The 24,872-nt window shown below is 59.3% G+C and carries 24 protein-coding genes and 1 pseudogene; 11 read left to right on the forward strand and 14 right to left on the reverse strand.

Annotation, left to right across the window (positions count from 1 at the left end):
• Positions 1 to 4: 4 nt before the first annotated feature.
• Together AC07VR_RS08245 and AC07VR_RS08250 are read right to left on the reverse strand one after the other, a co-directional pair.
• Entirely contained in the window at positions 5 to 262 is a 258-nt protein-coding gene (locus AC07VR_RS08245) for a hypothetical protein (RefSeq protein WP_494994436.1), read from the reverse strand.
• Between the two features lie 253 nt (positions 263 to 515).
• A complete protein-coding gene (locus tag AC07VR_RS08250) occupies positions 516 to 1,256 on the reverse strand; it encodes an SDR family oxidoreductase (RefSeq protein WP_495010975.1) in 741 nt (246 codons plus the stop codon).
• Positions 1,257 to 1,392: 136 nt separating this feature from the next.
• On the opposite strand from AC07VR_RS08250, the gene AC07VR_RS08255 reads away from it, so the two are divergent.
• The 4 genes from AC07VR_RS08255 to mgrA all read left to right on the forward strand — a co-directional run bounded on the left by AC07VR_RS08255 (position 1,393) and on the right by mgrA (position 4,280).
• On the forward strand, positions 1,393 to 2,283 hold the full coding sequence (locus AC07VR_RS08255) for a LysR family transcriptional regulator (RefSeq protein ID WP_495010976.1): 891 nt from the start codon (positions 1,393 to 1,395) through the stop codon (positions 2,281 to 2,283).
• A gap of 129 nt (positions 2,284 to 2,412) precedes the next feature.
• The gene (locus AC07VR_RS08260; RefSeq protein WP_495010977.1) at positions 2,413 to 2,595 is read left to right on the forward strand and encodes a type II toxin-antitoxin system HicA family toxin; all 183 of its coding nucleotides are present in this window, start codon (positions 2,413 to 2,415) and stop codon (positions 2,593 to 2,595) included.
• 92 nt (positions 2,596 to 2,687) lie between these two features.
• The gene (locus AC07VR_RS08265; protein WP_495010978.1) at positions 2,688 to 3,089 is read left to right on the forward strand and encodes a type II toxin-antitoxin system HicB family antitoxin; all 402 of its coding nucleotides are present in this window, start codon (positions 2,688 to 2,690) and stop codon (positions 3,087 to 3,089) included.
• Between the two features lie 153 nt (positions 3,090 to 3,242).
• Positions 3,243 to 4,280 carry an L-glyceraldehyde 3-phosphate reductase gene (mgrA, locus tag AC07VR_RS08270; protein ID WP_495010979.1) on the forward strand — a complete coding sequence of 346 codons (1,038 nt, stop codon included), beginning with the start codon at positions 3,243 to 3,245 and terminating at the stop codon, positions 4,278 to 4,280.
• A gap of 118 nt (positions 4,281 to 4,398) precedes the next feature.
• Here mgrA and tauD read toward each other — a convergent pair whose 3' ends face one another.
• From tauD to AC07VR_RS08305, 7 genes are all read right to left on the reverse strand, one after another.
• Positions 4,399 to 5,232 carry a taurine dioxygenase gene (tauD, locus tag AC07VR_RS08275; RefSeq protein WP_494994430.1) on the reverse strand — a complete coding sequence of 278 codons (834 nt, stop codon included), beginning with the start codon at positions 5,230 to 5,232 and terminating at the stop codon, positions 4,399 to 4,401.
• Between the two features lie 55 nt (positions 5,233 to 5,287).
• On the reverse strand, positions 5,288 to 6,133 hold the full coding sequence (tauC, locus tag AC07VR_RS08280) for a taurine ABC transporter permease TauC (protein ID WP_495010980.1): 846 nt from the start codon (positions 6,131 to 6,133) through the stop codon (positions 5,288 to 5,290).
• Positions 6,130 to 6,924, reverse strand: coding sequence for a taurine ABC transporter ATP-binding subunit (gene tauB, locus AC07VR_RS08285; RefSeq protein WP_495010981.1), 795 nt, complete (start codon positions 6,922 to 6,924; stop codon positions 6,130 to 6,132). Before tauB ends, tauC begins: the two co-directional genes overlap by 4 nt.
• Positions 6,925 to 6,940: 16 nt before the next feature.
• Positions 6,941 to 7,918 carry a taurine ABC transporter substrate-binding protein gene (gene tauA, locus AC07VR_RS08290; protein WP_494994427.1) on the reverse strand — a complete coding sequence of 326 codons (978 nt, stop codon included), beginning with the start codon at positions 7,916 to 7,918 and terminating at the stop codon, positions 6,941 to 6,943.
• 332 nt (positions 7,919 to 8,250) lie between these two features.
• The gene (gene gshA, locus AC07VR_RS08295; protein ID WP_495010982.1) at positions 8,251 to 9,834 is read right to left on the reverse strand and encodes a glutamate--cysteine ligase; all 1,584 of its coding nucleotides are present in this window, start codon (positions 9,832 to 9,834) and stop codon (positions 8,251 to 8,253) included.
• A 234-nt stretch (positions 9,835 to 10,068) separates the two neighbouring features.
• Complete coding sequence (locus tag AC07VR_RS08300) at positions 10,069 to 10,452, reverse strand: PaaI family thioesterase (RefSeq protein WP_494994425.1); 384 nt, start codon at positions 10,450 to 10,452, stop codon at positions 10,069 to 10,071.
• The gene (locus tag AC07VR_RS08305; protein WP_495010983.1) at positions 10,452 to 12,776 is read right to left on the reverse strand and encodes a Tex family protein; all 2,325 of its coding nucleotides are present in this window, start codon (positions 12,774 to 12,776) and stop codon (positions 10,452 to 10,454) included. The genes AC07VR_RS08300 and AC07VR_RS08305 overlap by 1 nt, the downstream gene beginning before the upstream one ends.
• A gap of 361 nt (positions 12,777 to 13,137) precedes the next feature.
• On the opposite strand from AC07VR_RS08305, the gene ompR reads away from it, so the two are divergent.
• Together ompR and AC07VR_RS08315 are read left to right on the forward strand one after the other, a co-directional pair.
• On the forward strand, positions 13,138 to 13,878 hold the full coding sequence (gene ompR / locus AC07VR_RS08310) for an osmolarity response regulator transcription factor OmpR (RefSeq protein WP_494994423.1): 741 nt from the start codon (positions 13,138 to 13,140) through the stop codon (positions 13,876 to 13,878).
• 116 nt (positions 13,879 to 13,994) lie between these two features.
• Positions 13,995 to 15,308: an ATP-binding protein gene (locus tag AC07VR_RS08315; protein ID WP_495010984.1), complete on the forward strand. Its 1,314-nt coding sequence runs from the start codon at positions 13,995 to 13,997 to the stop codon at positions 15,306 to 15,308.
• An 87-nt stretch (positions 15,309 to 15,395) separates the two neighbouring features.
• Here the strand turns inward: AC07VR_RS08315 and rimK are convergent, their stop codons facing one another.
• Entirely contained in the window at positions 15,396 to 16,301 is a 906-nt protein-coding gene (rimK, locus tag AC07VR_RS08320; protein WP_494994421.1) for a 30S ribosomal protein S6--L-glutamate ligase, read from the reverse strand.
• Positions 16,298 to 16,780, reverse strand: a complete 483-nt coding sequence (gene rimB, locus AC07VR_RS08325; RefSeq protein WP_494994420.1) for a retropepsin-like aspartic endopeptidase RimB — start codon at positions 16,778 to 16,780, stop codon at positions 16,298 to 16,300. Before rimB ends, rimK begins: the two co-directional genes overlap by 4 nt.
• A 219-nt stretch (positions 16,781 to 16,999) precedes the next feature.
• Between rimB and AC07VR_RS08330 the strand changes: the two genes are divergently transcribed.
• The 3 genes from AC07VR_RS08330 to AC07VR_RS08340 all read left to right on the forward strand — a co-directional run bounded on the left by AC07VR_RS08330 (position 17,000) and on the right by AC07VR_RS08340 (position 20,254).
• Positions 17,000 to 17,407, forward strand: coding sequence for an RNA-binding S4 domain-containing protein (locus AC07VR_RS08330; RefSeq protein ID WP_495010985.1), 408 nt, complete (start codon positions 17,000 to 17,002; stop codon positions 17,405 to 17,407).
• Between the two features lie 220 nt (positions 17,408 to 17,627).
• Positions 17,628 to 18,530 (forward strand): Hsp33 family molecular chaperone HslO, encoded by a 903-nt coding sequence (gene hslO / locus AC07VR_RS08335; protein WP_495010986.1) that lies wholly within the window; start codon positions 17,628 to 17,630, stop codon positions 18,528 to 18,530.
• Positions 18,531 to 18,709: 179 nt separating this feature from the next.
• The gene (locus tag AC07VR_RS08340; RefSeq protein WP_495010987.1) at positions 18,710 to 20,254 is read left to right on the forward strand and encodes a phosphoenolpyruvate carboxykinase; all 1,545 of its coding nucleotides are present in this window, start codon (positions 18,710 to 18,712) and stop codon (positions 20,252 to 20,254) included.
• Positions 20,255 to 20,400: 146 nt separating this feature from the next.
• Here the strand turns inward: AC07VR_RS08340 and AC07VR_RS08345 are convergent, their stop codons facing one another.
• From AC07VR_RS08345 to AC07VR_RS08355, 3 genes and pseudogenes are all read right to left on the reverse strand, one after another.
• Entirely contained in the window at positions 20,401 to 20,754 is a 354-nt protein-coding gene (locus AC07VR_RS08345) for a DUF1493 family protein (RefSeq protein WP_495010988.1), read from the reverse strand.
• A gap of 88 nt (positions 20,755 to 20,842) precedes the next feature.
• A pseudogene (locus tag AC07VR_RS08350) lies at positions 20,843 to 20,998 on the reverse strand (YhfG family protein); the annotation flags it as partial.
• Positions 20,999 to 21,112: 114 nt separating this feature from the next.
• The gene (locus AC07VR_RS08355) at positions 21,113 to 21,409 is read right to left on the reverse strand and encodes a hypothetical protein (RefSeq protein WP_495010989.1); all 297 of its coding nucleotides are present in this window, start codon (positions 21,407 to 21,409) and stop codon (positions 21,113 to 21,115) included.
• An 812-nt stretch (positions 21,410 to 22,221) separates the two neighbouring features.
• On the opposite strand from AC07VR_RS08355, the gene AC07VR_RS08360 reads away from it, so the two are divergent.
• Both AC07VR_RS08360 and AC07VR_RS08365 read left to right on the forward strand, forming a co-directional pair.
• Complete coding sequence (locus tag AC07VR_RS08360) at positions 22,222 to 24,156, forward strand: RecQ family ATP-dependent DNA helicase (RefSeq protein ID WP_495010990.1); 1,935 nt, start codon at positions 22,222 to 22,224, stop codon at positions 24,154 to 24,156.
• A gap of 241 nt (positions 24,157 to 24,397) precedes the next feature.
• Entirely contained in the window at positions 24,398 to 24,829 is a 432-nt protein-coding gene (locus tag AC07VR_RS08365; RefSeq protein ID WP_494994414.1) for an acyl-CoA thioesterase, read from the forward strand.
• Positions 24,830 to 24,872 lie beyond the last annotated feature (43 nt).

Here is a 24,872-nt window from a genome sequence, read left to right on the forward strand (position 1 = left end):
GCGCTCAGGCTCTGGTCAGCATCAGGAACAACAGCAGAGCGATCACCGGCACGCCAAACACCACACTGCCGACCGCCAGTTCCGTGGTCAGCGGCTGCTTTGCGGTGACCATGCCGACCGCGCCGTTGATCACCGCGAGTGCCAACCACAGGCCGACGAAGCTATAGCTGAGCGTCTGCTGGTTGAAGCCGAGTTTGTCGCCGATAAAGAGCATCAGGGCCAGAAGGATCAGGCCGAAGGTGATGATGATGGTGGTGTGCATGTGGGTGATTCTCCTGATTTGAAATCTTTGGCGCCTGTTAAGCCGCCATCGCGGGCAAGCCTCGCTCCTACGGGGGGTGTATCGATCATATGATTGTGGCCTGACCCAACTTTGATCGTAGGAGCGAGGCTTGCCCGCGATGGGGCCCTTACGGATTCACTCGCGCTGAGGCGTTGTCCATCACGTCGTGATAATGAGCATAGGCGTCGCGGCGGGCCACGTCGGCCGGGCGGTTGTGCTGAGTGTTGAGGGCTTAAGCCAAACCGCCGTTGGTGCGCAGGATTTGCCCGTTGACCCAAGCGGCAGCGGGGCTTATCAGGAAGGAGATGACGTTGGCGATGTCTTCCGGCTGACCGAGGCGTTCCAGTGGCGGCATCTTGGCGAAGGTCTGGATCTGTTCTTCGCTTTTGCCGTGCAGGAACAGTTCAGTGGCGACCGGGCCGGGAGCGACCGCATTGACGGTGATGTTGCGACCACGCAGTTCCTTGGCAAACACCTGCGTGAAGGATTCCACCGCCGCTTTGCTGGCGATGTATACCGCGTAGCCCGGCAGGTTCATGGCCACGGTGCTGCTGGAGAAGTTGATGATCCGCCCGCCGGCGTTCAGGCGGGTCGCGGCTTCGCGCAAGGTGTTGAAGGTGCCGCGGGTATTGATGGCGAAGGTTTGCTCGAACAGTTCGTCGCTGTGCTGGGCCAATGGCAGAACGTTGAGGATTCCGGCGTTGTTCACCAGTACGTCGACCTTGCCCAGTTGCGCTTCGGTCTCATCGAACATCCGGCGCACGTCGGCAGCGTTGGACACGTCAGCCTTGATCGCTATGGCCCGATGGCCGGCCTGGCGCAGTTCCACAACCAGAGCCGAAGCTTCGTTGGCGCTGCTGGCGTAGTTGATGGCAACCGCGAAACTTTCGCAGGCGAGTTGTCTGGCGATTACTGCGCCGATGCCGCGGGAGGCGCCGGTAACGATCGCGACTTTTGAGGTTGGAGTAGTCATGGCGTTGTTTCCTTGAGGTGGTGAAGTTGCTTGCCGGGTGTGAAGCAAGATTCACCTGTTTACCCATGGCGATAAATGCACCAGAGTTGCCTTGACTGTTCAATAATCGCCAACAATCGAGTGCCAGGAGTCCCGCGTGGATCAAGTCAAAGCGATGAAGGTTTTTGTGCGGATCTACGAGCGCAGCAGCTTCACGCTAGCGGCCGATGACCTGAATCTGCCCCGCGCGACGTTGACCCACACCCTCAATCAATTCGAAGCCTGGCTCGGCACCCGGCTGCTGGAACGCAGCACGCGTCGGGTGCGTCCGACCCTGGATGGCGAGGCGTACTACGTGCGTTGCGTGCAATTGCTGGCGGAGCTGGAGGAGGCTGAACTGGCGTTTCGGAGCGTGGCACCGAAAGGGCGGTTGCGGGTCGATTTGCATGGCACGTTGGCCAAGTACTTCGTGATCCCGGCGTTACCGCAGTTCATGGAGCGCTACCCGCAGATCGAGTTGTCCATCAGCGAAGCGGATCGCTTTGTCGACCTGATCGCTGAAGGGGTCGACTGCGTGTTGCGGGCCGGCACATTGGGGGATTCGTCGCTGATTGGCCGCCGCGTCGCGACCCTGCGCCAGGTGACCTGCGCCAGCCCGGCCTACCTGCGTAAATACGGCGAACCGAAGAGCCTCGACGAGCTGGCGCAGCATCGGGCGGTGAACTACGTCTCGCGCACCACCGCCAAACGGTTCCCGTTCGAATTCATGGTCGACGGCGAGCTGAAAGAGGTCGCCATCGAGGGTGCGTTGTCGGTGTTCGGTGCAGAGATCTACGCCGCCTCGGCGGTCGCAGGTCTAGGTCTCATCCAATGCCCGCACTACCGCATGGCGACGCAGATTTCCCAAGGACTGGTGCAGGAAATTCTCCTCGACACTCCACCACCGCCCATGCCGGTGTCGGTGCTCTATCCGCACAACCGCCACATGTCGCCCAGAGTGCGAGTGTTTGTCGATTGGTTGAGCGAGGTGTTTGCCAAGGCTCAGTAACCGTCCGTCTGGGCAGAAGCGGGCGAAGCTCTTGTGGACTAATATTTAACACGGTGTGTATGGTGTGTATTAATTTCGCCCTTTGCTGCATACAGTTCGCCGCAGATGCTGTCGAAAAGGGCGAGGGTGATGCGAAGTCGGGAAATGATTAACGCGATCGAGGAGGATGGGTGGTATCTGGTGGCGGTGAAAAGCAGTCAACATCAGTACAGACATCCGAGCAAGCCGGGTAGGGTCACCATCAAGCACCCGGACTCCGATCTTCCGAAAGGTACGATCAACAGCATACTGAAACAGGCCGGACTGAAATGAGGCCGGCAAGCGGGTACGAGAGCCCACATGGGATCGCATTGAAGACAAACCGGTTTCCAACGAAACCGGATTTAAAGGAAGGGTCCACCAACATGAAATTCCCAGTCGTTCTGCACAAGGATGCCGACTCAGACTATGGAGTGATTGTCCCTGACGTGCCGGGTTGCTTCTCCGCAGGTAGCACGGTGGCGAAGGCATTCGAAAACGTGAAAGAAGCGTTGTCCTTGCATTTCGAAGGATTGGTCGCCGATGGCGATCCACTTCCACAAGTGCACGAGATAGATGATCACCTTGATAACCCCGACTACGCCGGCGGTGTATGGGGTGTGGTTGAGTTTGACGTGACACCTTACTTTGGGAAGTCGGTGCGCTTTAACGCCACGCTTCCTGAGCGGTTACTTGAACGTATCGATCAAACCGTAAAACGGGATCATCGTTACAGCTCGCGGTCCGGTTTTCTGGCGGCTGCGGCATTGCGAGAGTTGTCGGCTTAAAAAACAGTTGATCGTTCCTCGCGCATTTTTGGGGAACGATCAGGCTGTGTGCTGTTTCCATACCGAATACGGTGGTCATACCTTGCCCGCTAAATGGTCGAAACGACCTTCAGAATTCAAAGACACTGTTACCCCAAACAAGTAGAGAGTCCGATGACCTATATCGCTGCTGCTGATCGCTACGACTCCATTCCTTACCGCCGCGTTGGTCGCAGCGGGCTGGTGCTGCCGGCGCTGTCTCTGGGCCTGTGGCACAACTTCGGCGACAGCACGCCGATCGACACCCAGCGCTCCTTGCTGCGCACCGCCTTCGACTTGGGCATCAATCATTTCGACCTGGCCAACAACTACGGACCGCCCTATGGCAGCGCTGAGATCAACTTCGGTCGTTTGCTGCGCGAAGACTTCAAGCACTACCGTGACGAGCTGATTATTTCCAGCAAGGCCGGCTGGGACATGTGGCCGGGCCCGTACGGTCAGGGCGGCGGCTCGCGTAAATACGTGCTGGCCAGCCTCGATCAGAGCCTGCAGCGGTTGGGAGTCGACTATGTGGATATCTTTTATTCGCACCGCTTCGACCCTGACACACCGCTGGAAGAAACCGCCGGCGCATTGGCTACTGCAGTGCAACAGGGCAAGGCGCTGTATATCGGCATCTCGTCGTATTCCGGGGCTAAGACCCGGGAAATCGCAGCCTTGCTCAAAGAATGGAAAGTCCCGCTGTTGATCCATCAACCGGCCTACAACCTGCTCAACCGCTGGGTGGAAAAAGACCTGCTGGACACCACCGACGAACTCGGTGCCGGGGTAATCGCCTTCACTCCATTGGCCCAGGGCCTGCTGACTGACAAATACCTCAACGGTGTGCCCAAGGATGCGCGGGTCAATCGTCCGGGCGGCGGTTCGCTGCAAGACTCGCACTTGTCGCAGGCCAACATTGCCCAGGTGCGGGCTCTCAACGAAATCGCCCAACGCCGTGATCAAAGCCTCGCGCAAATGGCGTTGGCCTGGACCCTGCGCGACCCACGCGTGACCTCCGCCCTGATCGGCGCCAGCCGCCCGGAGCAGATCATTGAAAATGTCGGGGCGTTGAAGAACCTGAGCTTTAGCGCGGAGGAACTGGCCGAAATCGACCGGTTTGCCCAGGAAGGCGGGATTAACTTGTGGGAGAAGCCTTCTACAGCTGAGTGATGCTGATCGTTCCCACGCTCTGCGTGGGAATGCCGCCGTGGATGCTCCGCGTCCACAGTGACGCAGAGCGTCACGGGATGTGTTCCCACGCGGGAGCGTGGGAACAATCATTGATCACTTAAACCGGTACATCCCCCAATATCGTCGCCCGGTGCATCACACGCCGTTGCGGGCGATAGTCATCCACTGCGTAATGCTGCGTCACGCGGTTGTCCCAGAATGCCACGTCGCTTTCCTGCCAGCGCCAGCGGATGGTGAACTCCGGGCGGGTGGCGTGGGCGAACAGCAACTTGAGGATGGCTTGGCTTTCCGTCGGCTCCAGCTCGTTAATGCGGGTGGTGAAGCCATCGTTGACGAACAGCGACTTGCGCCCGCTGACCGGGTGAGTACGGATTACCGGGTGCGACAGCGGCGGGTTTTTCTGGCGGGCTTCTTCCCAGCGCGCCAGGTCTTCGGCGGTGGTGCCGAAGCGTTCCAGCGGGAAGGATTTGGTGAAGTCGTGGGTAGCGGTCAGACCTTGCAACAGGGTTTGCATTGGTGCCGACAACGCCTCATACGCCGCGATGCCGCTGGCCCATAAGGTATCGCCACCAAACGCCGGCAACAGCTTGGCGCTGAGGACCGCGCCCAGCGCCGGGGTCGGCAGGAAAGTCACGTCGGTGTGCCAGATTGCGTTGTCTCGCACGTCGGTCACCGCGGTGTCGAGGATCAGCACTTCAGGCTGTTGCGGCACATTCGGATAAATCGGGTGGATATGCAGATCACCAAAGTTGGCGGCGAAATGCGCGTGTTGCTGCGGGTTCAACGGCTGCTCGCGAAAGAACAGGACTTGATGCTTTAACAGAGCCTGCTCGATGGCATCGCGCTGTTCGACGCTCAGTGGCTGAGTGATGTCGACGCCGCTGATCTGGGCGCCAAGTGCGGAGCTAATCGGGGTGATGGTCAGGCTCATGATCTTTCTCAAATTCGGCGCCGAAGTGTCGGCGTGGTCAGTTTTTCAATACCTGTCAATGCGTCTGGCCATGCCACGGCACTAGCTTGCGTTGCAGCGCACGCAGACCCATTTCCATGGCGAAGGCAATCAGAGCGATCACCAGAATCCCCAGCACCACCACATCGGTGACCAGAAACTGCGCAGCCGACTGGACCATAAAACCCAAGCCACTGGTGGCGGCGATCAATTCGGCGGCAACCAGGGTCGACCAACCGACCCCCAGGCCGATCCGCACACCCGTGAGAATATCCGGCAAGGCGCTGGGCACAATCACATGGCGAATCAGCTGTGCCCGCGTCGCACCCAACGATTGCGCGGCGCGCAGTCTGGCCGGGTCGACCGTGCGCACGCCGGTAGCGGTAGCGATGGCAATCGGGGCGAATATTGCCAGGTAAATCAGCAGGACTTTGGACAGCTCACCAATGCCGCACCAGATGACGATCAGCGGCAGATAGGCCAGCGGTGGAATAGGGCGGTAGAACTCGATCAACGGGTCGAAAATGCCGCGCGCGATACGGTTATGGCCAATGGCAATGCCGACCGGGACTGCCGTCAGCACCGCAAAACCCAGGCCCAGCCCGATACGGCTGAGGCTGGCGCCCAAATGCTGCCACAGCGTCGAATCCATATAGCCGGTGGTCGCCAGTAACCAGCCTTTTTGCAGCACCGACGAAGGTGGCGGCAGGAACAGCGGTTCAATCAGTCCGCTGGCCGTCACGGCCCACCAGATGGCGAGCAGGGTGATTATCGTCAACACGCTGATCCAGCGTGTACTCAGACTGCGACGAACAGGAATCACAACCGATTGGCCGACGGCAGGTTTAGTGGTGGCCGTAGCTGGTAATGGGTAGCTGCTCATGCGCGCTCCTGCCGCTGGACGGCGCTGCGTTGGGAGAACACCCGGGCCAGCACATGTTCGCGGGTTTCGATAAAGCGCGGGTCAGACTTGATTGCCCGGGCCGATTCGCCGGCGGCGTAACGCTGACCAAAGTCCAGGCTCAGACGCTCGACGATTTGCCCGGGGTTGGGTGCCAACAGAATCAAGTCGGTGGCGAGAAACACCGCTTCTTCAATGTCGTGGGTAATCAGGAACACCGGTTTGGCGGTGCGTTTGCAGACTTGCAGCAGCAGTTCCTGCATCTGTTCGCGGGTGAAGGCGTCGAGGGCGCCGAAGGGTTCGTCCATCAGCAACACGCGAGGATTGGCAGCGAGGGCGCGGGCCAGGCCGACACGCTGCTTCTGGCCGCCGGACAGCTGCCAGATGCGGCGATGGTCGAAGCCGGCCAGGTCCACCAGAGCGAGCATTTCCCGCGCACGGACTTCCCGTTGAGGCTTGGAGATGCCCGCCAGTTCCAGTCCGAAGCCGACGTTGGCCAACACGTCCTGCCACGGCAGCAGCGCGTCATCCTGAAACACCACGCCGCGTTCGGCACTCGGGCCTTTGACCGGCACGCCGTCGAGGGTGATGCGCCCGGCACTCGGTTCAACGAAACCGGCAATCAGGTTCAACAGCGATGTCTTGCCACTGCCGGAAGGGCCGAGGGCGACCAGCAGTTGCTGCGGCCCAAGGCTCAGGGAAATATCCGCCAGCACCGGTTCGGCCGCGCCGGGGTACTGTGCGCTGATGCGCTCCAGTTCTAACAAGGCCATCGCCGTGTGCTCCTGATCAGTTGGTAATGAACCTGGCGCTGACGTACGGCGCGTAGTCCGGCAGTACGGCTTCGACCTTGCCTTGTTCCTTGAGGAACGCCGCGGTGTCGGTGATGGCCTTGGTGGTCGGTGCGCCGAGGGTGATCACTTGATCAGCCGCCAGCGGGTAGACGTTGCCTTGCAGCAGCAATGGAATATCGCTGGCCTTGGCGCCGGAGAGTTTCACCAGTTTGTCGACGTTGCCTTTGTCAGCCAGCCAGGCTTGTGGGTCTTTGCGGTAAGCGGCGTAGGCGTCCAGGGTGACTTTGGCGAACGCGGTAACGATTTCCGGGTGCTTCTCGGCGAAATCTTTGCGCACGATCCAGGCATCGAAGGTCGGCGCACCGAACCTGGCCAGTTCGCCGGAGGTGATCAGCACCTTGCCGTTTTCCTTGGCCACGCCCAGCGCCGGGTCCCAAACGTAAGTGGCGTCGATGTCACCGCGTTTCCACGCGGCTATGATCGCTGGCGGTGCGAGGTTGAGAATCTGCACTTTCGACGGGTCGATGTTCCAGTGCTTCAACGCTGCCAGCAGGCTGTAGTGACCGGTGGAAACGAAAGGCACGGCGACTTTCTTGCCGATCAGGTCTTGCGGGGTTTTGATTGCGGAACCGTCGCGGGCCACCAGAGCTTCGGCGGCGCCGATCTGAGTGGCAATAAGGAAAGTTTCCACCGGAACCTTGCGGGTGATCGCGGCGGTCAGCGGACTGGAACCGAGGTAACCGATTTGCACATCGCCCGAGGCGATGGCGGCGATGATGTCTGCACCGTTGTCGAATTTGCGCCAGTCGATCTTGGCATGGGTGGCTGTTTCGTAAGTGCCGTCGGCCTGGGCGACTTTCGCCGGGTCAACGGTGGTTTGGTAGGCAACGGTAACGTCAGCCGCCTGGGCAAAGAGGCTCGCTGCGGCCAGGGACGCGGCCGCCAGGAGGCGAAGGGGAAAGTACGTTTTCATTGGCAAGCTCCTTGTCAGGCGGCCGAGAGTCGGCTGACAAAGAGACTAAATGATCTAATAAAGTTAAAATAAATAACTTTTTAGAATTAGCTTATGAGCGGAAAATTCTAAGAATCAAAAGATCGCACCCTGCGGGGACCGGCCCTGGATTGATTTGATCGTTCCCACGCTCCCGCGTGGGAATGCATCCCGTGACGCTCTGCGTCACAGCCGAAGCGGACGCGGAGCGTCCCATGAGGCATTCCCACGCAGAGCGTGGGAACGATCAACCGCGGGAGCGTGGGAACGATCAAACCGGTCCCCGCAGGCTGCAATATTTTTACAGGCGCCGCTTAATTACTGATCGCCAGAATGCTCGCCTGATACGACCCGACAAACACATCGAAATCGCCGACTTCGTTCTGTTCCAGCTCCGTTTGCTGAGCCAGCGACGACCGCGCCAGTTCTTCAAACTTCGCCTGCTCGTCGGCCGCCAGTGGTTCACTACGGAAGTACTCCGCGTGAGCCCGGCTCTGGCGCAGGGAGAACTGGGTAAAGCTCTCTTTATGCTCGTTCATGGCCGCCAGCACCTGAGCGGATGGCGTCAGGGACGGATCCTTGACCTTGGCCAGTTGCGCTTCCAGCGCGATGCTATGGGCATCGCCGCCGTGGCTTTGATCGAGCAGCGCGGCCAATGGCGCAATCTTCTCCAGCAACTCGCTGGCCCACTCTTTCAAGTCCACCGGTTGGCCCTTGCGCCGCAGTTGCAGGCCCGGACGGCGACCTTCCTTGACCACGGTGAGGAAGTTAGAGGTGCAGTTGCCGCATTCGATGTTTTCAAGCAGCGGGCTTTCATTCAGCGCGCAATACAGCAGGAAAGCGTCGAGGAAACGCGACTCTTGCAGATCGATGCCCATCGGCAGGAACGGGTTGATGTCCAGGCAACGCGCTTCGACGTACTGAATGCCGCGGGCCACCAGCGCCTGGATCGGCCGTTCGCCGGTGTAGGTCACGCGTTTTGGGCGGATGTTGGAGTAGTACTCGTTTTCGATCTGCAGGATGTTGGTGTTGAGCTGAACCCACTCACCGTCCTGATGGGTGCCGATTTCGACGTACGGTGCATAGGGTGTCGCGACCGCCTTGCGCAGGCTGTTGGTGTAGCTGTCCAGATCGTTGTAGCACGGCGTCAGTCCTGCCTGAGCGTTGCTCTGGTAACCCAGATCGCTCATGCGCAGGCTGGTGGCGTACGGCAGGTACAGCGTGTCGGGATCCAGTTGCTCCAGCTGATGGGCGCGACCGCGCAGGAAGCCTGCATCCAGAGCCGGCGAAGCGCCGAACAAGTACATCAGCAGCCAGCTGTAGCGGCGGAAGTTACGAATAAGCGCGATATAGGCCGCCGACTGATAGTCGCGGTCGGTGCCGACATAACCCTCGGCTTGCTTGAGCAGCGGCCAGAGTTTCTCTGGCAGCGAAAAATTGTAGTGAATCCCGGCAATGCATTGCATGGTCTTGCCGTAACGCAGGGCCAGGCCCTTGCGGTATACGTATTTGAGCTTACCGATGTTGGAGGTGCCGTAGTAAGCGATCGGGATATCTTCCTCGGCCGGCAACGGGCACGGCATCGATGGACTCCACAGGTACTCGTTGCCGAGTTTGCTGTAGGCAAAACGGTGGATCTTGTCGAGGCTGCTCAGCATCTCCGCCGGGTCAGGCAGGGCCGGAGTGATGAACTCCAGCAGCGACTCGGAGTAGTCGGTGGTGATTTGCTCGTTGGTCAGTGCAGATCCCAGTTCTTCGGGATGCGGCGTCTGCGCCAGACGGCCAACACCTGTAACGCGCAGGCATTCGCGCTCGATGCCATGCAGGCACTGCTCGAGCAGAGAGAGGTTAGCGCGCTCGCCAAGCAGAGCCAGGCGGCGGTTGAGAAGTTCGCTCAAGTTGGATTCCTTCACGCGTCAGTCGCCCCAATATGGGGGTGGGCAAGACGGTCTACAAGGGTGAAGTGAAAACTGGCGTAGTCGCCTGGTTTTGTAGGAGCGAGCTTGCTCGCGAAGGACGTGAGGACGCCGTGTTCATCCAGGCTGCCCTCGTCATCGTTAACCCCTATCGCGAGCAAGCTCGCTCCTACAGGATTCGCAGCGCCGAAATTAACTCAAATTGATGGCAGGGAGCTATAGGACAGCGAACGTGCCTTGTGCTTTTGCGACGAGTTTATCGCCTTGCATCACATCCGCTTCGACCACCAGCGTGCGCCGGCCAGGGTGGATCACCTTGGCTACGCACACCACGTCACCGTCAGAGACGGCACGCATGTAGTTGATCTTGCACTCGATGGTCACGCTCTGCTGGTCGAAACCATGGGCGCTGGAACAGGCCAGCCCCATGGCGATATCCACCAGACTGAACAACGCCCCGCCGTGCAGCTTGCCACCGCGATTACGCAGCGGCGGCGTCAGCGTCAGGGCAACTTCGGCTATGCCGACGTCCAGACGCTGCAAGCGGCAGCCGATCAACTCGCTGAAGGCGCTCTGAGTGAGGCCGGCGGGGATTTCCATCAGCGTTTCTTCAACTGCTTGGCGTTGGCGAAGAGCGAAGCCATGGCGTTGTTGCCCGGAGCTGGCGCCTGGGTTTCTTTACGCGGTGCAGTGTTTTGCGACTGGCGTGGAGCCGAGCCAGGGCGGGCGCCACGAGCACCGTCGATCTTCTCGCCCGGAGTGTCGCTCATGCGCATCGACAGGCCGACGCGTTTACGCGGGATGTCGACTTCCATGACCTTCACCTTGACCACATCACCGGCCTTCACCGCTTCGCGCGGATCCTTGATGAATTTCTCCGACAAGGCGGAAATGTGCACCAAACCGTCCTGATGTACGCCGATATCGACGAAAGCACCGAAGTTGGTCACGTTGGTGACCACTCCCTCGAGAATCATCCCCAGTTCCAGGTCCTTGAGGTCTTCGACGCCGTCCTGGAACTCGGCAGTCTTGAACCCGGGGCGCGGGTCGCGACCAGGCTTTTCAAGCTCTTGAAGAATGTCGGTCACTGTCGGCAGACCGAAGGTTTCGTCGGTGTACTTCTTTGGATCCAGGCGCTTGAGGAAGCTCGAATCGCCGATCAGCGAGCGAATATCGCGGTCGGTTTCAGCCGCGATGCGCTGTACCAGCGGATAGGCTTCCGGGTGAACGGCAGACGAATCCAGCGGGTTGTCGCCATTCATTACCCGCAGGAAACCGGCGGCCTGTTCGAAGGTTTTCTCACCCAGACGCGCGACTTTCTTCAGCGCGGCGCGGGTCTTGAACGCACCGTTTTCGTCACGGTGAGTCACGATATTCTGCGCCAGCGTCGCATTGAGGCCGGAAATCCGTGCCAGCAGCGCCACCGAGGCAGTGTTCACGTCGACGCCGACGGCGTTCACGCAGTCCTCGACGACTGCATCCAGGCCGCGAGCCAGTTTGAGCTGCGATACGTCGTGCTGGTACTGGCCGACACCGATGGATTTAGGATCGATTTTCACCAGCTCGGCCAATGGATCCTGCAGGCGACGGGCAATCGACACTGCGCCACGGATCGACACGTCCAGGTCCGGGAACTCCTTCGATGCCAGTTCCGACGCCGAATACACCGAAGCGCCGGCCTCGGAGACCATGACCTTGGTCATTTTCATGGCTGGGTATTTTTTGATCAGCTCAGCGGCCAACTTGTCGGTTTCGCGGCTGGCGGTGCCGTTACCGATGGCAATCAGGTCCACCGAGTGCTTGGCGCACAAGGCGGCCAGCACGGCGATGGTCTGGTCCCACTGGTTTTTGGGTACGTGCGGGTAAACGGTGGCGTAGTCCAGCAGCTTGCCGGTGGCATCGACTACCGCAACTTTGCAGCCGGTGCGCAGGCCCGGGTCAAGGCCCAGGGTCGCGCGCGGGCCGGCCGGTGCGGCCAGCAGCAAGTCGTGCAGGTTGTGTGCAAATACGTTGATCGCTTCGGTTTCCGCGCCATCGCGCAGTTCGCCCAGCAAGTCGGTTTCCAGGTGGGTATAGAGCTTGACCTTCCAGGTCCAGCGCACCACTTCACCCAGCCATTTGTCCGCCGCACGGTTCTGATTCTGAATGCCAAAGCGTTCGCCAATCATCCCTTCGCACGGATGCATGCTGCCCGGCAGCTCTTCGCCGACTTTCAGTGCAGAGCTGAGAATACCTTCGTTGCGGCCACGGAAAATCGCCAGCGCGCGGTGCGACGGCATGCTTTTCAGTGGTTCGTCGTGTTCGAAATAGTCGCGGAACTTGGCGCCTTCCTCTTCCTTGCCGGCGATCACACGGGCACTGAGGGTGGCTTCCTGCTTGAGGTAGCTGCGCAGCTTGTCCAGCAGGCTGGCGTCTTCGGCGAAGCGCTCCATGAGGATGTACTTGGCGCCTTCGAGGGCCGCCTTTACATCGGCAACGCCCTTTTGGGCATCAACGAAGCGCGCGGCTTCGGTGTCCGGGCTCAGGGTCGGGTCGTTGAACAGACCGTCAGCCAGCTCGCCGAGGCCGGCTTCCAGGGCGATCTGGCCCTTGGTGCGGCGCTTTTGTTTGTACGGCAGGTACAAATCTTCGAGGCGGGTCTTGGTGTCGGCGAGTTTGATGTCGCGGGCCAATTCCGGGGTCAGCTTACCTTGCTCTTCGATACTGGCAAGGATGCTGATGCGCCGTTCGTCGAGTTCTCGCAGGTAGCGCAGGCGCTCTTCCAGGTGTCGCAATTGCGTGTCATCGAGGCTGCCGGTCACTTCTTTCCGGTAACGGGCGATGAAGGGCACTGTGGAGCCTTCATCCAGTAGAGCGACGGCCGCTTCGACCTGTTGCGGGCGTACACCGAGTTCCTCGGCGATGCGGCTGTTGATGCTGTCCATAAAACCACCTGACAAATTGTGAAAGCAGGCTCGCAGGCGCTGTTTAGAAGGCTTGGCGAGTCTGGTTGAGCGGCCTGGCCGGCGCCGCTACCTGGATCAAAAGGCAGCCTGTTGACCCGTGGAATCGAAAAATTACTGCGCGGCGATGGAAAATAAATAGCAGCCATTCACAGTAACGATCAGACGTTGCCCTACACAAAAGGCGGCGCATTATAACCAGCGTTCTGTCCTTCGGGGGCATCGCGCAATGTAGGCACAATGGCTGGTTTGCTGGCGGTCGAGGAAAAATCTGCTAACAATGCACACGGTGCGTATAACGGCGGCTACGCCATAATGCGCGCCGAGATCAAAGGAGCATCCAATGAGCAGCACTGCACAAACTGCTGAAGGCGAAAAAATTCTCATCGTTGACGACGACCCGGGACTGAGCAGCCTGCTGGAGCGTTTTTTCGTCAGCAAGGGCTATCGCGCCCGCGCGGTGCCGAACACCGAACAAATGGATCGCCTGCTGGGTCGTGAGGTCTTCAACCTGGTGGTGCTCGACCTGATGATGCCTGGTGAAGACGGCCTGAGCGCCCTCAAGCGCCTGCGCACGGCGAAGAATCAAATACCGATCATCATGCTCACCGCCAAGGGCGACGAGCTGAGCCGCATCAACGGCCTCGAACTGGGCGCCGATGATTACCTGGCCAAACCGTTCAACCCGGACGAGTTGATGGCCCGCGTCAAAGCGGTCCTGCGTCGTCAGTCGGCACCGGTGCCTGGCGCACCGGGCAGCGAAGACGAAAGCGTGACCTTCGGCGACTACGAACTGTCCCTGGCCACCCGCGAACTCAAGCGAGGCGAGGAAGTGCACATGCTCACCACCGGTGAATTCGCTGTGCTCAAGGCGCTGGTGATGAACGCTCGTCAGCCGCTGACCCGCGACAAACTGATGAACCTGGCCCGTGGCCGTGAATGGGATGCCCTGGAGCGTTCCATCGACGTGCAAATCTCCCGCCTGCGCCGGATGATTGAGCCCGACCCGTCCAAACCGCGTTATATCCAGACAGTCTGGGGCGTGGGTTATGTGTTCGTACCGGACGGTACCGCAACCAAGTGATCAGTGATTTGTAGGAGCGGGTTTCTCGGGCGCGTTGTCATATGATTGCGAGCCGGGCGGCTCGCAATCCGCAATTCTGCGAGTGCGCTCGCTCCTGCAAAGTGTGTCTGCTGTCTATGAAAACCCCCGTGTGGTTCCCCCAAAGTTTCTTCTCTCGCACCCTCTGGCTGGTGCTGATCGTCGTGCTGTTCTCCAAGGCGCTGACCCTGGTTTATCTATTGATGAACGAGGACGTGCTGGTGGACCGCCAGTACAGCCACGGTGTGGCCCTGACCTTGCGGGCCTATTGGGCTGCAGACGAATCCAATCGCGACACCATTGCCAAGGCGGCCGGGTTGATCAAAGTGGTCGGTAGCGGCGTACCTGAAGGCGAGCAGCACTGGCCGTACAGCGAGATCTACCAACGACAGATGCAGGCCGAACTGGGCTCAGACACCGAAGTGCGCTTGCGCATGCACGCCCCGCCGGCCCTTTGGGTGCGTGCGCCGAGCCTGGGTGATGGCTGGCTGAAAGTGCCGCTGTACCCACACCCGTTGCGTGGTCAGAAAATCTGGAGCGTGCTTGGCTGGTTCCTGGCAATCGGTTTGTTATCCACAGCCTCGGCCTGGATTTTCGTCAGTCAGCTCAACCAACCCCTCAAGCGTCTTGTGTATGCCGCCCGCCAATTAGGTCAGGGGCGTAGCGTGCGTCTGCCAATCAGCGATACCCCGAGCGAAATGGCCGAGGTGTATCGCGCCTTCAACCAGATGGCCGAGGATGTCGAACAGGCCGGACGTGAGCGTGAATTGATGCTCGCCGGCGTGTCTCATGACCTGCGCACGCCGTTGACCCGTCTGCGGCTATCCCTGGAACTGATGGGCGACCACAGCGACCTGAGTGACGACATGGTGCGCGACATTGAAGACATGGACGCGATTCTCGATCAGTTCCTGGCGTTCATTCGCGACGGTCGTGATGAGACGGTCGAAGAAGTCGACCTCAGTGATCTGGTGCGTGAAGTCGCGGCGCCTTATAACCAGAACGATGAGCGGGTTCGCCTGCGCCTGGAGCACATCCAGCCGTTCCCGTTGCGCCGGGTTTCGATGAAGCGTCTGCTGAACAACCTGATCGGCAACGCTTTGAATCACGCTGGCACTGAGGTTGAAGTGGCCGCCTATGTATCAGGCGACACCAACGCACCTTATGTGGTGTTGAGCGTAATGGACCGTGGGGCAGGGATCGATCAGTCAGAGCTGGAGGCTATCTTCAACCCCTTCACCCGTGGTGACCGCGCCCGTGGCGGCAAAGGCACCGGGCTTGGTCTGGCGATCGTCAAGCGGATCGCCTCCATGCACGGCGGCAATGTGGAACTGCGCAACCGTACGGACGGCGGGCTGGAAGCGCGAGTGCGCTTGCCGTTGGGGCTGATGTTGCCCAGGGATGCGGTGTAAGGGCCTGACAGTAGATCGTTCCCACGCGCAGCAAAGGAACGCATCCCACGCAGAGCGTGGGAACGATCAAACGATCTACCTTCAGCCTTAGCCTTTTCCTTTAGTCCGCGTCATGTTCGGCCCGCCATTCTTCTCCAGATGCTGAATGATGATCCCTGCCACGTCCTTGCTCGTGGTGGTTTCAATCCCTTCCAGCCCCGGTGAGGAATTAACCTCCATCACCAACGGCCCGTGGTTGGAGCGCAGGATATCCACACCCGCGACACTCAGGCCCATGACCTTGGCTGCGCGCAGCGCGGTCATGCGTTCCTCGGGAGTGATCTTGATCAGGCTGGCGCTGCCGCCACGGTGCAGGTTGGAGCGGAACTCGCCGGGCTTGGCCTGACGCTTCATCGCGGCGATCACCTTGTCGCCCACCACGAAACAGCGGATATCCGCACCGCCGGCCTCCTTGATGTACTCCTGTACCATGATGTTCTGCTTGAGGCCCATGAACGCCTCAATCACCGACTCCGCTGCCGTGGCCGTTTCACACATCACCACGCCGATTCCCTGAGTGCCTTCCAGCACCTTGATCACCAACGGCGCGCCATTGACCATCTCGATCAGGTCGGGGATATCGTCCGGCGAGTGGGCAAAGCCGGTGACCGGCAAGCCGATACCGCGACGCGAGAGCAATTGCAGCGAGCGCAGCTTGTCCCGCGAGCGGGCAATGGCCACCGATTCGTTGAGCGGGAATACACCCATCATTTCAAACTGGCGCAATACCGCGCAGCCATAAAAGGTTACCGAAGCGCCGATCCGCGGGATCACCGCATCGAAGCCTTCCAGCGGCTTGCCGCGATAGTGAATCTGCGGCTTATGACTGGCAATGTTCATATAGGCGCGCAGGGTATCGATCACCACCATTTCATGGCCACGCTCGGTGCCGGCCTCGACCAGACGACGAGTGGAATACAGACGCGGGTTACGCGACAGCACAGCGATCTTCATGCAACACCTGTGGCAGAGGTAGTGGACGCCGGAAATGCCGGCTTGTCTTGAACGTATTTAATCCCCGGATTGACCACTAACTGGCCATCGATCAGGGCTTTGGAACCGAGTAACAAGCGATAACGCATGGCTTTGCGGCAGGCCAGGGTGAATTCCACCCGCCAGACCCGATCGCCCAGTGCCAGGGTCGTGCTGATCACGTAACGCACCTGCGCCTGGCCGTTGGAGCTTTTAATGGTTTTTATCGCTACCAGCGGTGCTTCGCAATGACGATGGCGCAGCTGCACCACGGTGCCCAGGTGGGCGTTGAAGCGCACCCACTTTTCCCCGTCGCGCTCGAATGGCTCGATCTCGGTGGCATGCAGGCTGGAGGTGCTGGCTCCGGTGTCGATCTTCGCCCGCAGGCCTGCCACTCCCAAATCTGGAAGCGCCACCCACTCGCGTAGACCGATAACGGTCAAATGGTCAAAAGTCTTCAAATGTGCTCAACCGGTGAGAAACCTGCTCGCGCCGCAAGCGGCCGAATTCGCGGTATTCACGCAGAATAATGGGTAAAAGGCGACAGATATCTACGGCCCGGATTTCCAGTCCTCGAACGAGGCGCTGGAGAGGCGCGCATTCTAAACTGAGCCGGTGTAATTCATGGCACAACAGAAACGGTAGTACAGTTCAGAAATATTTCAGGATGAGGAAATCCCATGGCACAAAAGACCGAAGAGGACGACAAAGTCCGTCTGGATAAGTGGTTGTGGGCTGCGCGCTTTTACAAAACCCGCGCGCTGGCCAAAGCGGCGATTGAAAGCGGCAAAGTGCACTGCCGGGGCGAACGTTGCAAACCGGGCAAAGAGCCGAGAGTCGGCGATGAGTTTCAGATCCGCACCGGTTTCGAGGAGCGCACCGTTACGGTCCTGGCGCTATCGATCGTGCGCCGTGGCGCACCGCAAGCCCAGACGTTGTACGCCGAAACCGAAGCCAGCATCGCCAAACGCGAGAACGCCGCCGCAATGCGCAAGGCCGGCGCCCTGGGCGTCAGCACCGATGGCAAACCGACCAAAAAACAGCGGCGTGATCTGTTCAAGTTTCATGGCGGGAGTAGTGGGGAGTAAGCTTGCCCGGAAAGCTCGAAGCCCGGAACCAAAAACACCGCAGCGCCAGAGGTAGTAAATTACACGGAACCAACCTGCCGATGTTCTACCTTGCTTGGAACAATCCCGGATTGTTCATAAAATGCTTTCCATGGCCGAACATTCGTGCACCAAAATGGCGCAAAAGCGCAAGTTTCGATCCTTGTAACCATTTTTGTTTTCACTTTAGATACCCAAACCTATGACCGATCTACCGGATAACGACTACACCCAACGCTTCATCTTCGATGAAAGCGACGCCCGCGGCGAGATGGTTGCGTTGGAGCGTAGCTACGCCGAAGTCCTTGCCAAACACCCTTATCCCGAGCCAGTCGCGCAACTGCTTGGCGAGCTGATGGCCGCGGCGGCGTTACTGGTCGGCACCTTGAAGTTCGATGGCTTGCTGATCCTCCAGGCCCGTTCCGAAGGCCCGGTACCCTTGCTGATGATCGAGTGTTCCAGCGAGCGCGAGATCCGTGGCCTGGCGCGTTATGACGCAGACAAGATCGCTCCTGATGCGACCCTGGCCGACCTGATGCCCAACGGCGTGCTGGCGCTCACCGTCGACCCGCGTCAGGGTCAGCGTTACCAGGGCATCGTCGACCTCGACGGCGAGACCCTGTCGGAATGCTTCACCAATTATTTCGTCATGTCCCAGCAAGTCGGCACACGCTTCTGGCTCAACGCCGACGGCCGTCGCGCCCGTGGTCTGCTGCTGCAGCAGCTGCCGGCCGATCGCATCAAGGATGACGAGGAACGCGCCTCCAGCTGGCAGCACATCACTACCCTGGCCAGCACCCTGACCGCTGACGAACTGCTTGGCCTGGACAATGAAACCGTACTGCATCGCCTCTACCATGATGAAGCGGTACGTATGTTCGACGTGCAGACATTGCGCTTCAGCTGCAGCTGCTCGCGCGATCGATCGGGTAACGCGCTGGTGAGTCTGGGTCAGGAAGACGCGCAGCAACTGGTTATCGAAAGCGGTGGCAGCGTCGAGATCGACTGTCAGTTCTGCAACGAGCGCTACCTGTTCGATGCTGCCGATGTTGCTCAATTATTCGCTGGAGCGGGTGTCAACACACCGTCAGATACTCGCCACTAAAACGGTTCAGCGCAGGTAAATTACCTGTCAAACGCCAGATTTACGCCGCCCTGACAGGAGGGCCCTACTTTTTTTGGGCATTTCTGGCATAATCCGGCCCACTTTTTTCGCGGTAGTAGTGCACAACTTTCTACTACAAAACGTTTGGAGCACTCGGCCACTGGCCGACGGGGAACCTCATGACGCAAGCCAATAACGCCGTGTACACCGATCTGAGTGTTGATGATCTGGTTAAAGAAGCCCTGAACCGCGGTGAAGGCGAGCTGTCCGATACCGGCGCTCTGGTTGTACGCACCGGTCACCGCACCGGCCGTTCGCCAGTCGACCGTTTCATCGTGGAAGAGCCTTCCACCCAAGGCGCCATCGCCTGGGGCCCGATCAACCGCAAGTTCCCGGCCGACAAGTTCGATGCCCTGTGGAACCGCGTTGAAGCCTACCTGGGCGAGCGCGAGCGTTTTGTTTCCCACGTCCACGTAGGTTCTGACCCTGCGCATTACCTCGCGGTCAAAATGACCACCGAGACTGCCTGGCACAACCTGTTCGGCCGTTGCCTGTTCATCAACCCTGAACAGTACAACCCAGCTGAAAAAGTCGAGTGGCAGATCCTCAACGCCCCAGCGTTCGTTTGCGAACCTGAGCGTGACGGCACCAACTCCGATGGCACCGTAATCATCAACTTTGCGGCCAAAAAAGTTCTGATCGCGGGCATGCGTTACGCCGGCGAAATGAAAAAAGCCCTGTTCTCGGTACAAAACTTCCTGCTGCCGGCAGCCGACGTTCTGCCGATGCACTGCGCGGCCAACATGGGCGAAGAGGGCGACGTAACGCTGTTCTTCGGCCTGTCCGGCACCGGTAAAACCACCCTGTCCGCTGACGAAAGCCGCTACCTGATCGGCGACGACGAACACGGCTGGGGCGTTGGCGTGGTGTTCAACATCGAAGGCGGTTGCTATGCCAAGTGCATCGACCTCTCCGAGAAGAACGAGCCGGTCATCTGGAAAGCCATCCAGCACGGTGCCGTACTGGAAAACGTCGTACTCGACCCGGTCACCAAGAAAGCCGACTACGCCGATGACAGCCTGACCCAGAACAGCCGCGCCGCTTACCCGCGCGAACTGATCGAAAAACGCGCCCCGAAAAACCTCGGCGGCGAGCCAAACGCTGTGATCTTCCTGACTTGCGACCTGACCGGCGTACTGCCGCCAGTCTCGATCCTCAGCGAAGAACAAGCGGCCTACCACTTCCTGTCCGGCTACACCGCTTTGGTGGGCTCGACCGAAATGGGTTCCGGCAGCGGCATCAAATCGACCTTCTCCACCTGCTTCGGCGCCCCGTTCTTCCCGCGTCCGGCTGGCGAATACGCTGAACTGCTGATCAAACGCATCCGCGGCTTCGGCTCCAAGGTCTACCTGGTCAACACCGGTTGGACCGGCGGTGGCTACGGCGTCGGCAAACGCTTCAACATCCCGACCACCCGTGGCGTCATCGCAGCCATCCAGAGCGGCGCGTTGATCGGTGCAGAAACCGAACACCTGGACACCATCAACCTCGACGTGCCGCTGGCCGTACCGGGCGTTGAAACCGGCCTGTTGAACCCACGCAACACCTGGGCTGACAAAGCTGCCTACGACGAAGCTGCCAAAGCACTGGCGGGTCTGTTCATCGAGAACTTCAAGAAGTTTGACGTGAGCGATGCGATCAAGGCTGCTGGGCCGAAGTTGTAATTATTCGGTAGTGGTTTGAGGTAAGAGAAAGCCGCCCTTAGGGGCGGCTTTTTTGCGGGTGCGATTCAGACCAGCGGAGGCAGAACTACCAATATTCCAGCTGAAAAGGCGCTAAACGGCCAGAATAATGGCACTTGTGGTGTCGACTAGATGCCTTCCAACTCCTGTGTATTCCACTGCTGCACCTTGATCGCCTGGTAGAGCATGCCAATGGTCAGTGGGTGTTTGTCACCACGTCCCTTGGCCCGCCGCTTGAGGAACACGTCAAAGCCTTCGGGCTGGAAGTAGCGATAGGCGTCGTAGTCGATGAAGTCGATGGCGAACTGTTCTTCCAGGGTTTCCATCAGGTGCCGCGCATCGGCGCCGTCACAGCCGAGGTCAAAATTGATCGAGGTGCTGAGGCTGATGGTTTTGCGTTCGGGCAGTCCGAGTTCTTCGTGCAGCAGCTGCATGAGCAGGTGCATGACGTGGTCGTCGGGGAAGTTGGGGGCGAGGTGCATTGCGGGGCGTCTGGTTGGGCTTAGGCGGATTTTATTGGCCGTCGGGCTTGGGGGGAAGGGCGGACGCAGATATTGGTGGTTCGTCTTGTCGGTACTTTGCGAGCACTTCTTCTCGTGTAGGAAGTGGTTTGTCGAGGTCTACCGGTGACGTGTCGAATCCGGCGAGGCGTAGGCTGGCCAAGTAGTTTGAGCGGCGGACTTTTTCGTAATGCGCTTGTTTTTGTTTGAAGGTTAATTGGCTCATGGCGGTGGTCCCGGGGCTGCTGTTTCTTTCACTTATGTTTGAAAACACGCGGCGCGTTCATCGCTGGCAAGCCAGGCTCCTACAGGAACGTGGCGTGCCTGCGAGTGGGGTGTGTCAGGTAGGTGCTTTCCAGTTCAGCATGCGTTGCTGGGCGACTTGGAGCAGGTCGCGGCCGTCTTGAGTCAGCAGGTACAGGGCGTGGGTGATATGGGGAATGTCTTTAACGTCGCCGTGCTTGAAGCATTGGCAGTGCAGGGTTTCGAGCAGGTCGCTGGAGGCTCGGATGCGCTGAAGGGCGGCTTCGAGGATGTCTTGCGGGTCGGCCTCTGTGTCGATGATCAGAACCGGGGTGTCGGTGAAGTTGGTTTTGGTGGGGCGATAGCGATCTGCAAACGGATCTAATGTGTTCATGGTTAGTTCTCTGTATGGATCAAATGAACCACACCAACCGTGACCAAACGATGGGTGGCGGACTGTGTTCAGGTTGGTCAACCGGCGAGAACACCCGGCACGCTCGAAAGCGTCCCAAACACAGCCGCCATAAAGCGTGCCGACATGTTAGTGCCGGCAGCATACAAGGGGATGCGAATGTTCTCTGTAATTTTTCGGGTGACCAAACCCGGCCGCTGATTTTGCAGCAACGCAAACAACTATAGATGTGGGTTGCAGGCTGGCGAAAGGCGACAAGGAGCACGAGGTTGTAGGAAGGGGACGAAGATTGGTAAGGCCTGGCTACCGGTCTGTCCGTCGACGTAGGGCGTCTCGTTTCTTAGCCATAAAACGCTTGGCTTCCTCGTCTTCAATGCTGGGTCCAGGGTCGTCGATGGACGCTTGAATGTCGGCAGCGAGTTGCCGGTTGTATGCGGCGACTTGATGGGCAGGCATGAAAGAATCCTTTATTGGCTACGTTTTCACCTTGTCATCCGCTGCCGTGCCACCTCGCACTACCCGGGTTTTTTTCAGCGATTCCCCTGGAGGTCGAATTTCCCACGCGCTTGTCAGGCGTGTCGAATAGAGCCGCAGTAACGCGTGCGCCAGACTGTGTAGGGGATTTCGTGATCTTCGATTCACATTTGAACGCCATCAGCCATGGAATTGCATCACGGGCCTTGCGCCGTTCTCCCTGTATCATGCCGTATCCTTTTTGCGCCCGACCTTTTCTCGACCCGCCGATTTGCCGCGCTAGGCTTCAGGCATCTGCGCGGTCAATGGAGTGACAGTTTATGCACAACACCCTTGAACAGGTCTTTGGTTATCCACAGTTTCGGCCCGGCCAGGAGGTGGCGGTCAGCGCGGTGTTGGCCGGGCGGTCGGCGGCGGCGATTTTTCCTACTGGGTCCGGCAAGTCGTTGTGTTATCAATTGTCGGCCTTGCTGCTGCCGAATCTGACGCTGGTGGTCTCGCCGTTACTGGCGTTGATGCAGGACCAGTTGGCGTTCCTGGCGCGTCACGGCATTGCGGCGGCGAGTATCGATTCGGCGCAGAGCCGCGATGATGCCAACGAGGTGATGGCGCGGGCCCGCTCCGGCGAGTTGAAGATTTTGATGATCTCCGTGGAGCGCCTGAAGAACGAACGTTTTCGCAACTTTTTGCAGCAGGTGCCAATCTCGTTGTTGGTAGTGGACGAGGCGCACTGTATTTCGGAGTGGGGTCATAACTTCCGTCCGGACTATTTGAAGCTGCCGGCCTATCAGCGCCAGTTCAACATTCCTCAAGCTTTGCTGCTGACCGCCACCGCAACGCCAAAGGTGATCGCCGACATGCAGGCGAAATTCGCCATCGCCCCGGCGGATGTGGTGACCACCGGTTTCTACCGACCCAACCTCAACCTGCTGGTGGAGCCGGTGCGTGGCCAGGACAAGCGTCGGCGTCTGGTCGAGTGGATGGGTCAGCGCGCCGGGCAGCCGAGCATCGTTTACGTCACGTTGCAGAAAACGGCCGAACAGATCGCTCAGCACCTGGCTCAGCACGGCATTCAGGCCGAGGCTTATCACGCAGGTTTACCCCACGAGCAACGCGAAGCGATTCAGCGCCGGTTCATGGGCGGGCAGTCCAATTGCATAGTCGCCACCATCGCTTTCGGGATGGGCATCGACAAGAGCGACATCCGCAACGTGGCGCATTTCGACTTGCCGAAATCCATTGAAAACTACAGCCAGGAAATCGGTCGCGCCGGGCGTGACGGGCAGTCCTCCGACTGCCTGGTGCTGGCCAACCGCGACAGCCTCAATGTGCTGGAGAATTTCGTTTACGGTGACACGCCGGAGCTGGAAGGCATTCGTTGTGTGCTGGATGAACTACAAGCAGCCAGCCCCGATGGTCAGTGGGAGTTTCTGCTGGGACCGCTGGCGGATCAGAGCAACATTCGTCAGTTGCCGCTCAAGACCTTGCTGGTGCAGCTGGAGCTGCGTGGTTTGATCGCGCCGCGTTATGCCTACTTTGCGGAGTACCGCTTCAAGTTTCTGGTCGAGCCCGAAGCCTTGTTGGCGCGTTTCGAGGGCGAGCGGCGGGACTTTGTGGCGGCGATTATCCAGACGTCGAGCCGCGCCAGGACCTGGGCCACGGTGAATTTCGACGCGTTGTATTTACAGCATCAAGCCGAACGAAATCGGGTGGTGAAGGCGCTGGATTATTTCCAGGAAAAGGGCTGGGTGGAGCTCGAAAGCAAGCAAATGACGGAGGTCTACAGCCTGCTGATGACAGATTTCGATGCGCAGGCGCTGAGCGCCGAATTGCATGCGTACTTCACACAGCATGAGCGCACCGAGATCGCGCGGATCCACGCGATGCTCGATTTGTTCGCGACCGAGCGCTGCCTGGGTTATCGACTGGCGCAGTACTTCGGCGATGAAAACGCACCGCAGCGGTGCGGGCATTGTTCGGTGTGCCACGGTCAGGTTGCACGTCTGCCAGAGCCTCCCGAGTTGCCGGCGCTTGTGGATAAAAATTTCCAGGCACTGTGCGGCGATTTTATCCACAGGCATGAGCAGTACAACGGGAGTCTGCCGGGTGCGGAACGACTGACGCGGTTTTTGTGCGGGATCAGCGTGCCACTGTTCACCAAACTCAAGGCTCGGGCGATTCCGGGGTTTGCGGCGTTGGAGGATTACCCGTATGCAGAGGTGAGGGCGTGGGCTGAAACTCATTTGCCGAAATGACGTAGATTCCGTAGCAGCTGCCGCCAGGCCGCGTAGCGGTCGTATAGGCCAAGACTGCGGTTCAACGGGAAGATTGAGTCGCCCAGATTGCGCCCGCTTCGCGGTCGGACGCAGGCTTCGCCAGCTGCTACGTGGTGTCGGCACGGTTGATTGGGGAGTTGGCGGCGGTGGGTAAAGGGTTTACGGGTCGGTAGACTCTGCGGATCATTTGCTTGATCACACTTCGCCCCGAGACCACCTTATGACCAACCGCATGCCGCAACGCACTGACTACCGTCACTTCCAGCCGATCATCACCCGGTGGCACGACAACGACGTTTACGGCCATGTGAACAATGTCACCTACTACAGCTTTTTTGACACCGCGGTGAACACCTACCTGATCGAGGTGGGTGGGCTGGATATTCATGACGGTGAGGTGGTGGGTTTTGTGGTGAGTTCGGCGTGCGATTATTTCGCTTCGATTGCTTTCCCCGAGCGTATCGAAATCGGATTGCGGGTGGGCAAGTTGGGTAACAGTTCGGTGCAGTACGAGTTGGCGGTATTCAAGGCGGGGGAAGAAGACGCCTGCGCGGCAGGGCGGTTCGTGCATGTGTTTGTGGATCGGGCGTCGAATCAGCCGGTGGCGATTCCTGCCGGGTTACGCGGGGCGTTGGAGCGGTTGCTGGTGTGAGGTCGTCGGCTACAGTGAAGGCTTCTGTAGCCGCTGCCTTGGG

This window comes from Pseudomonas sp. GW821-FHT02H09 (assembly GCF_059421425.1).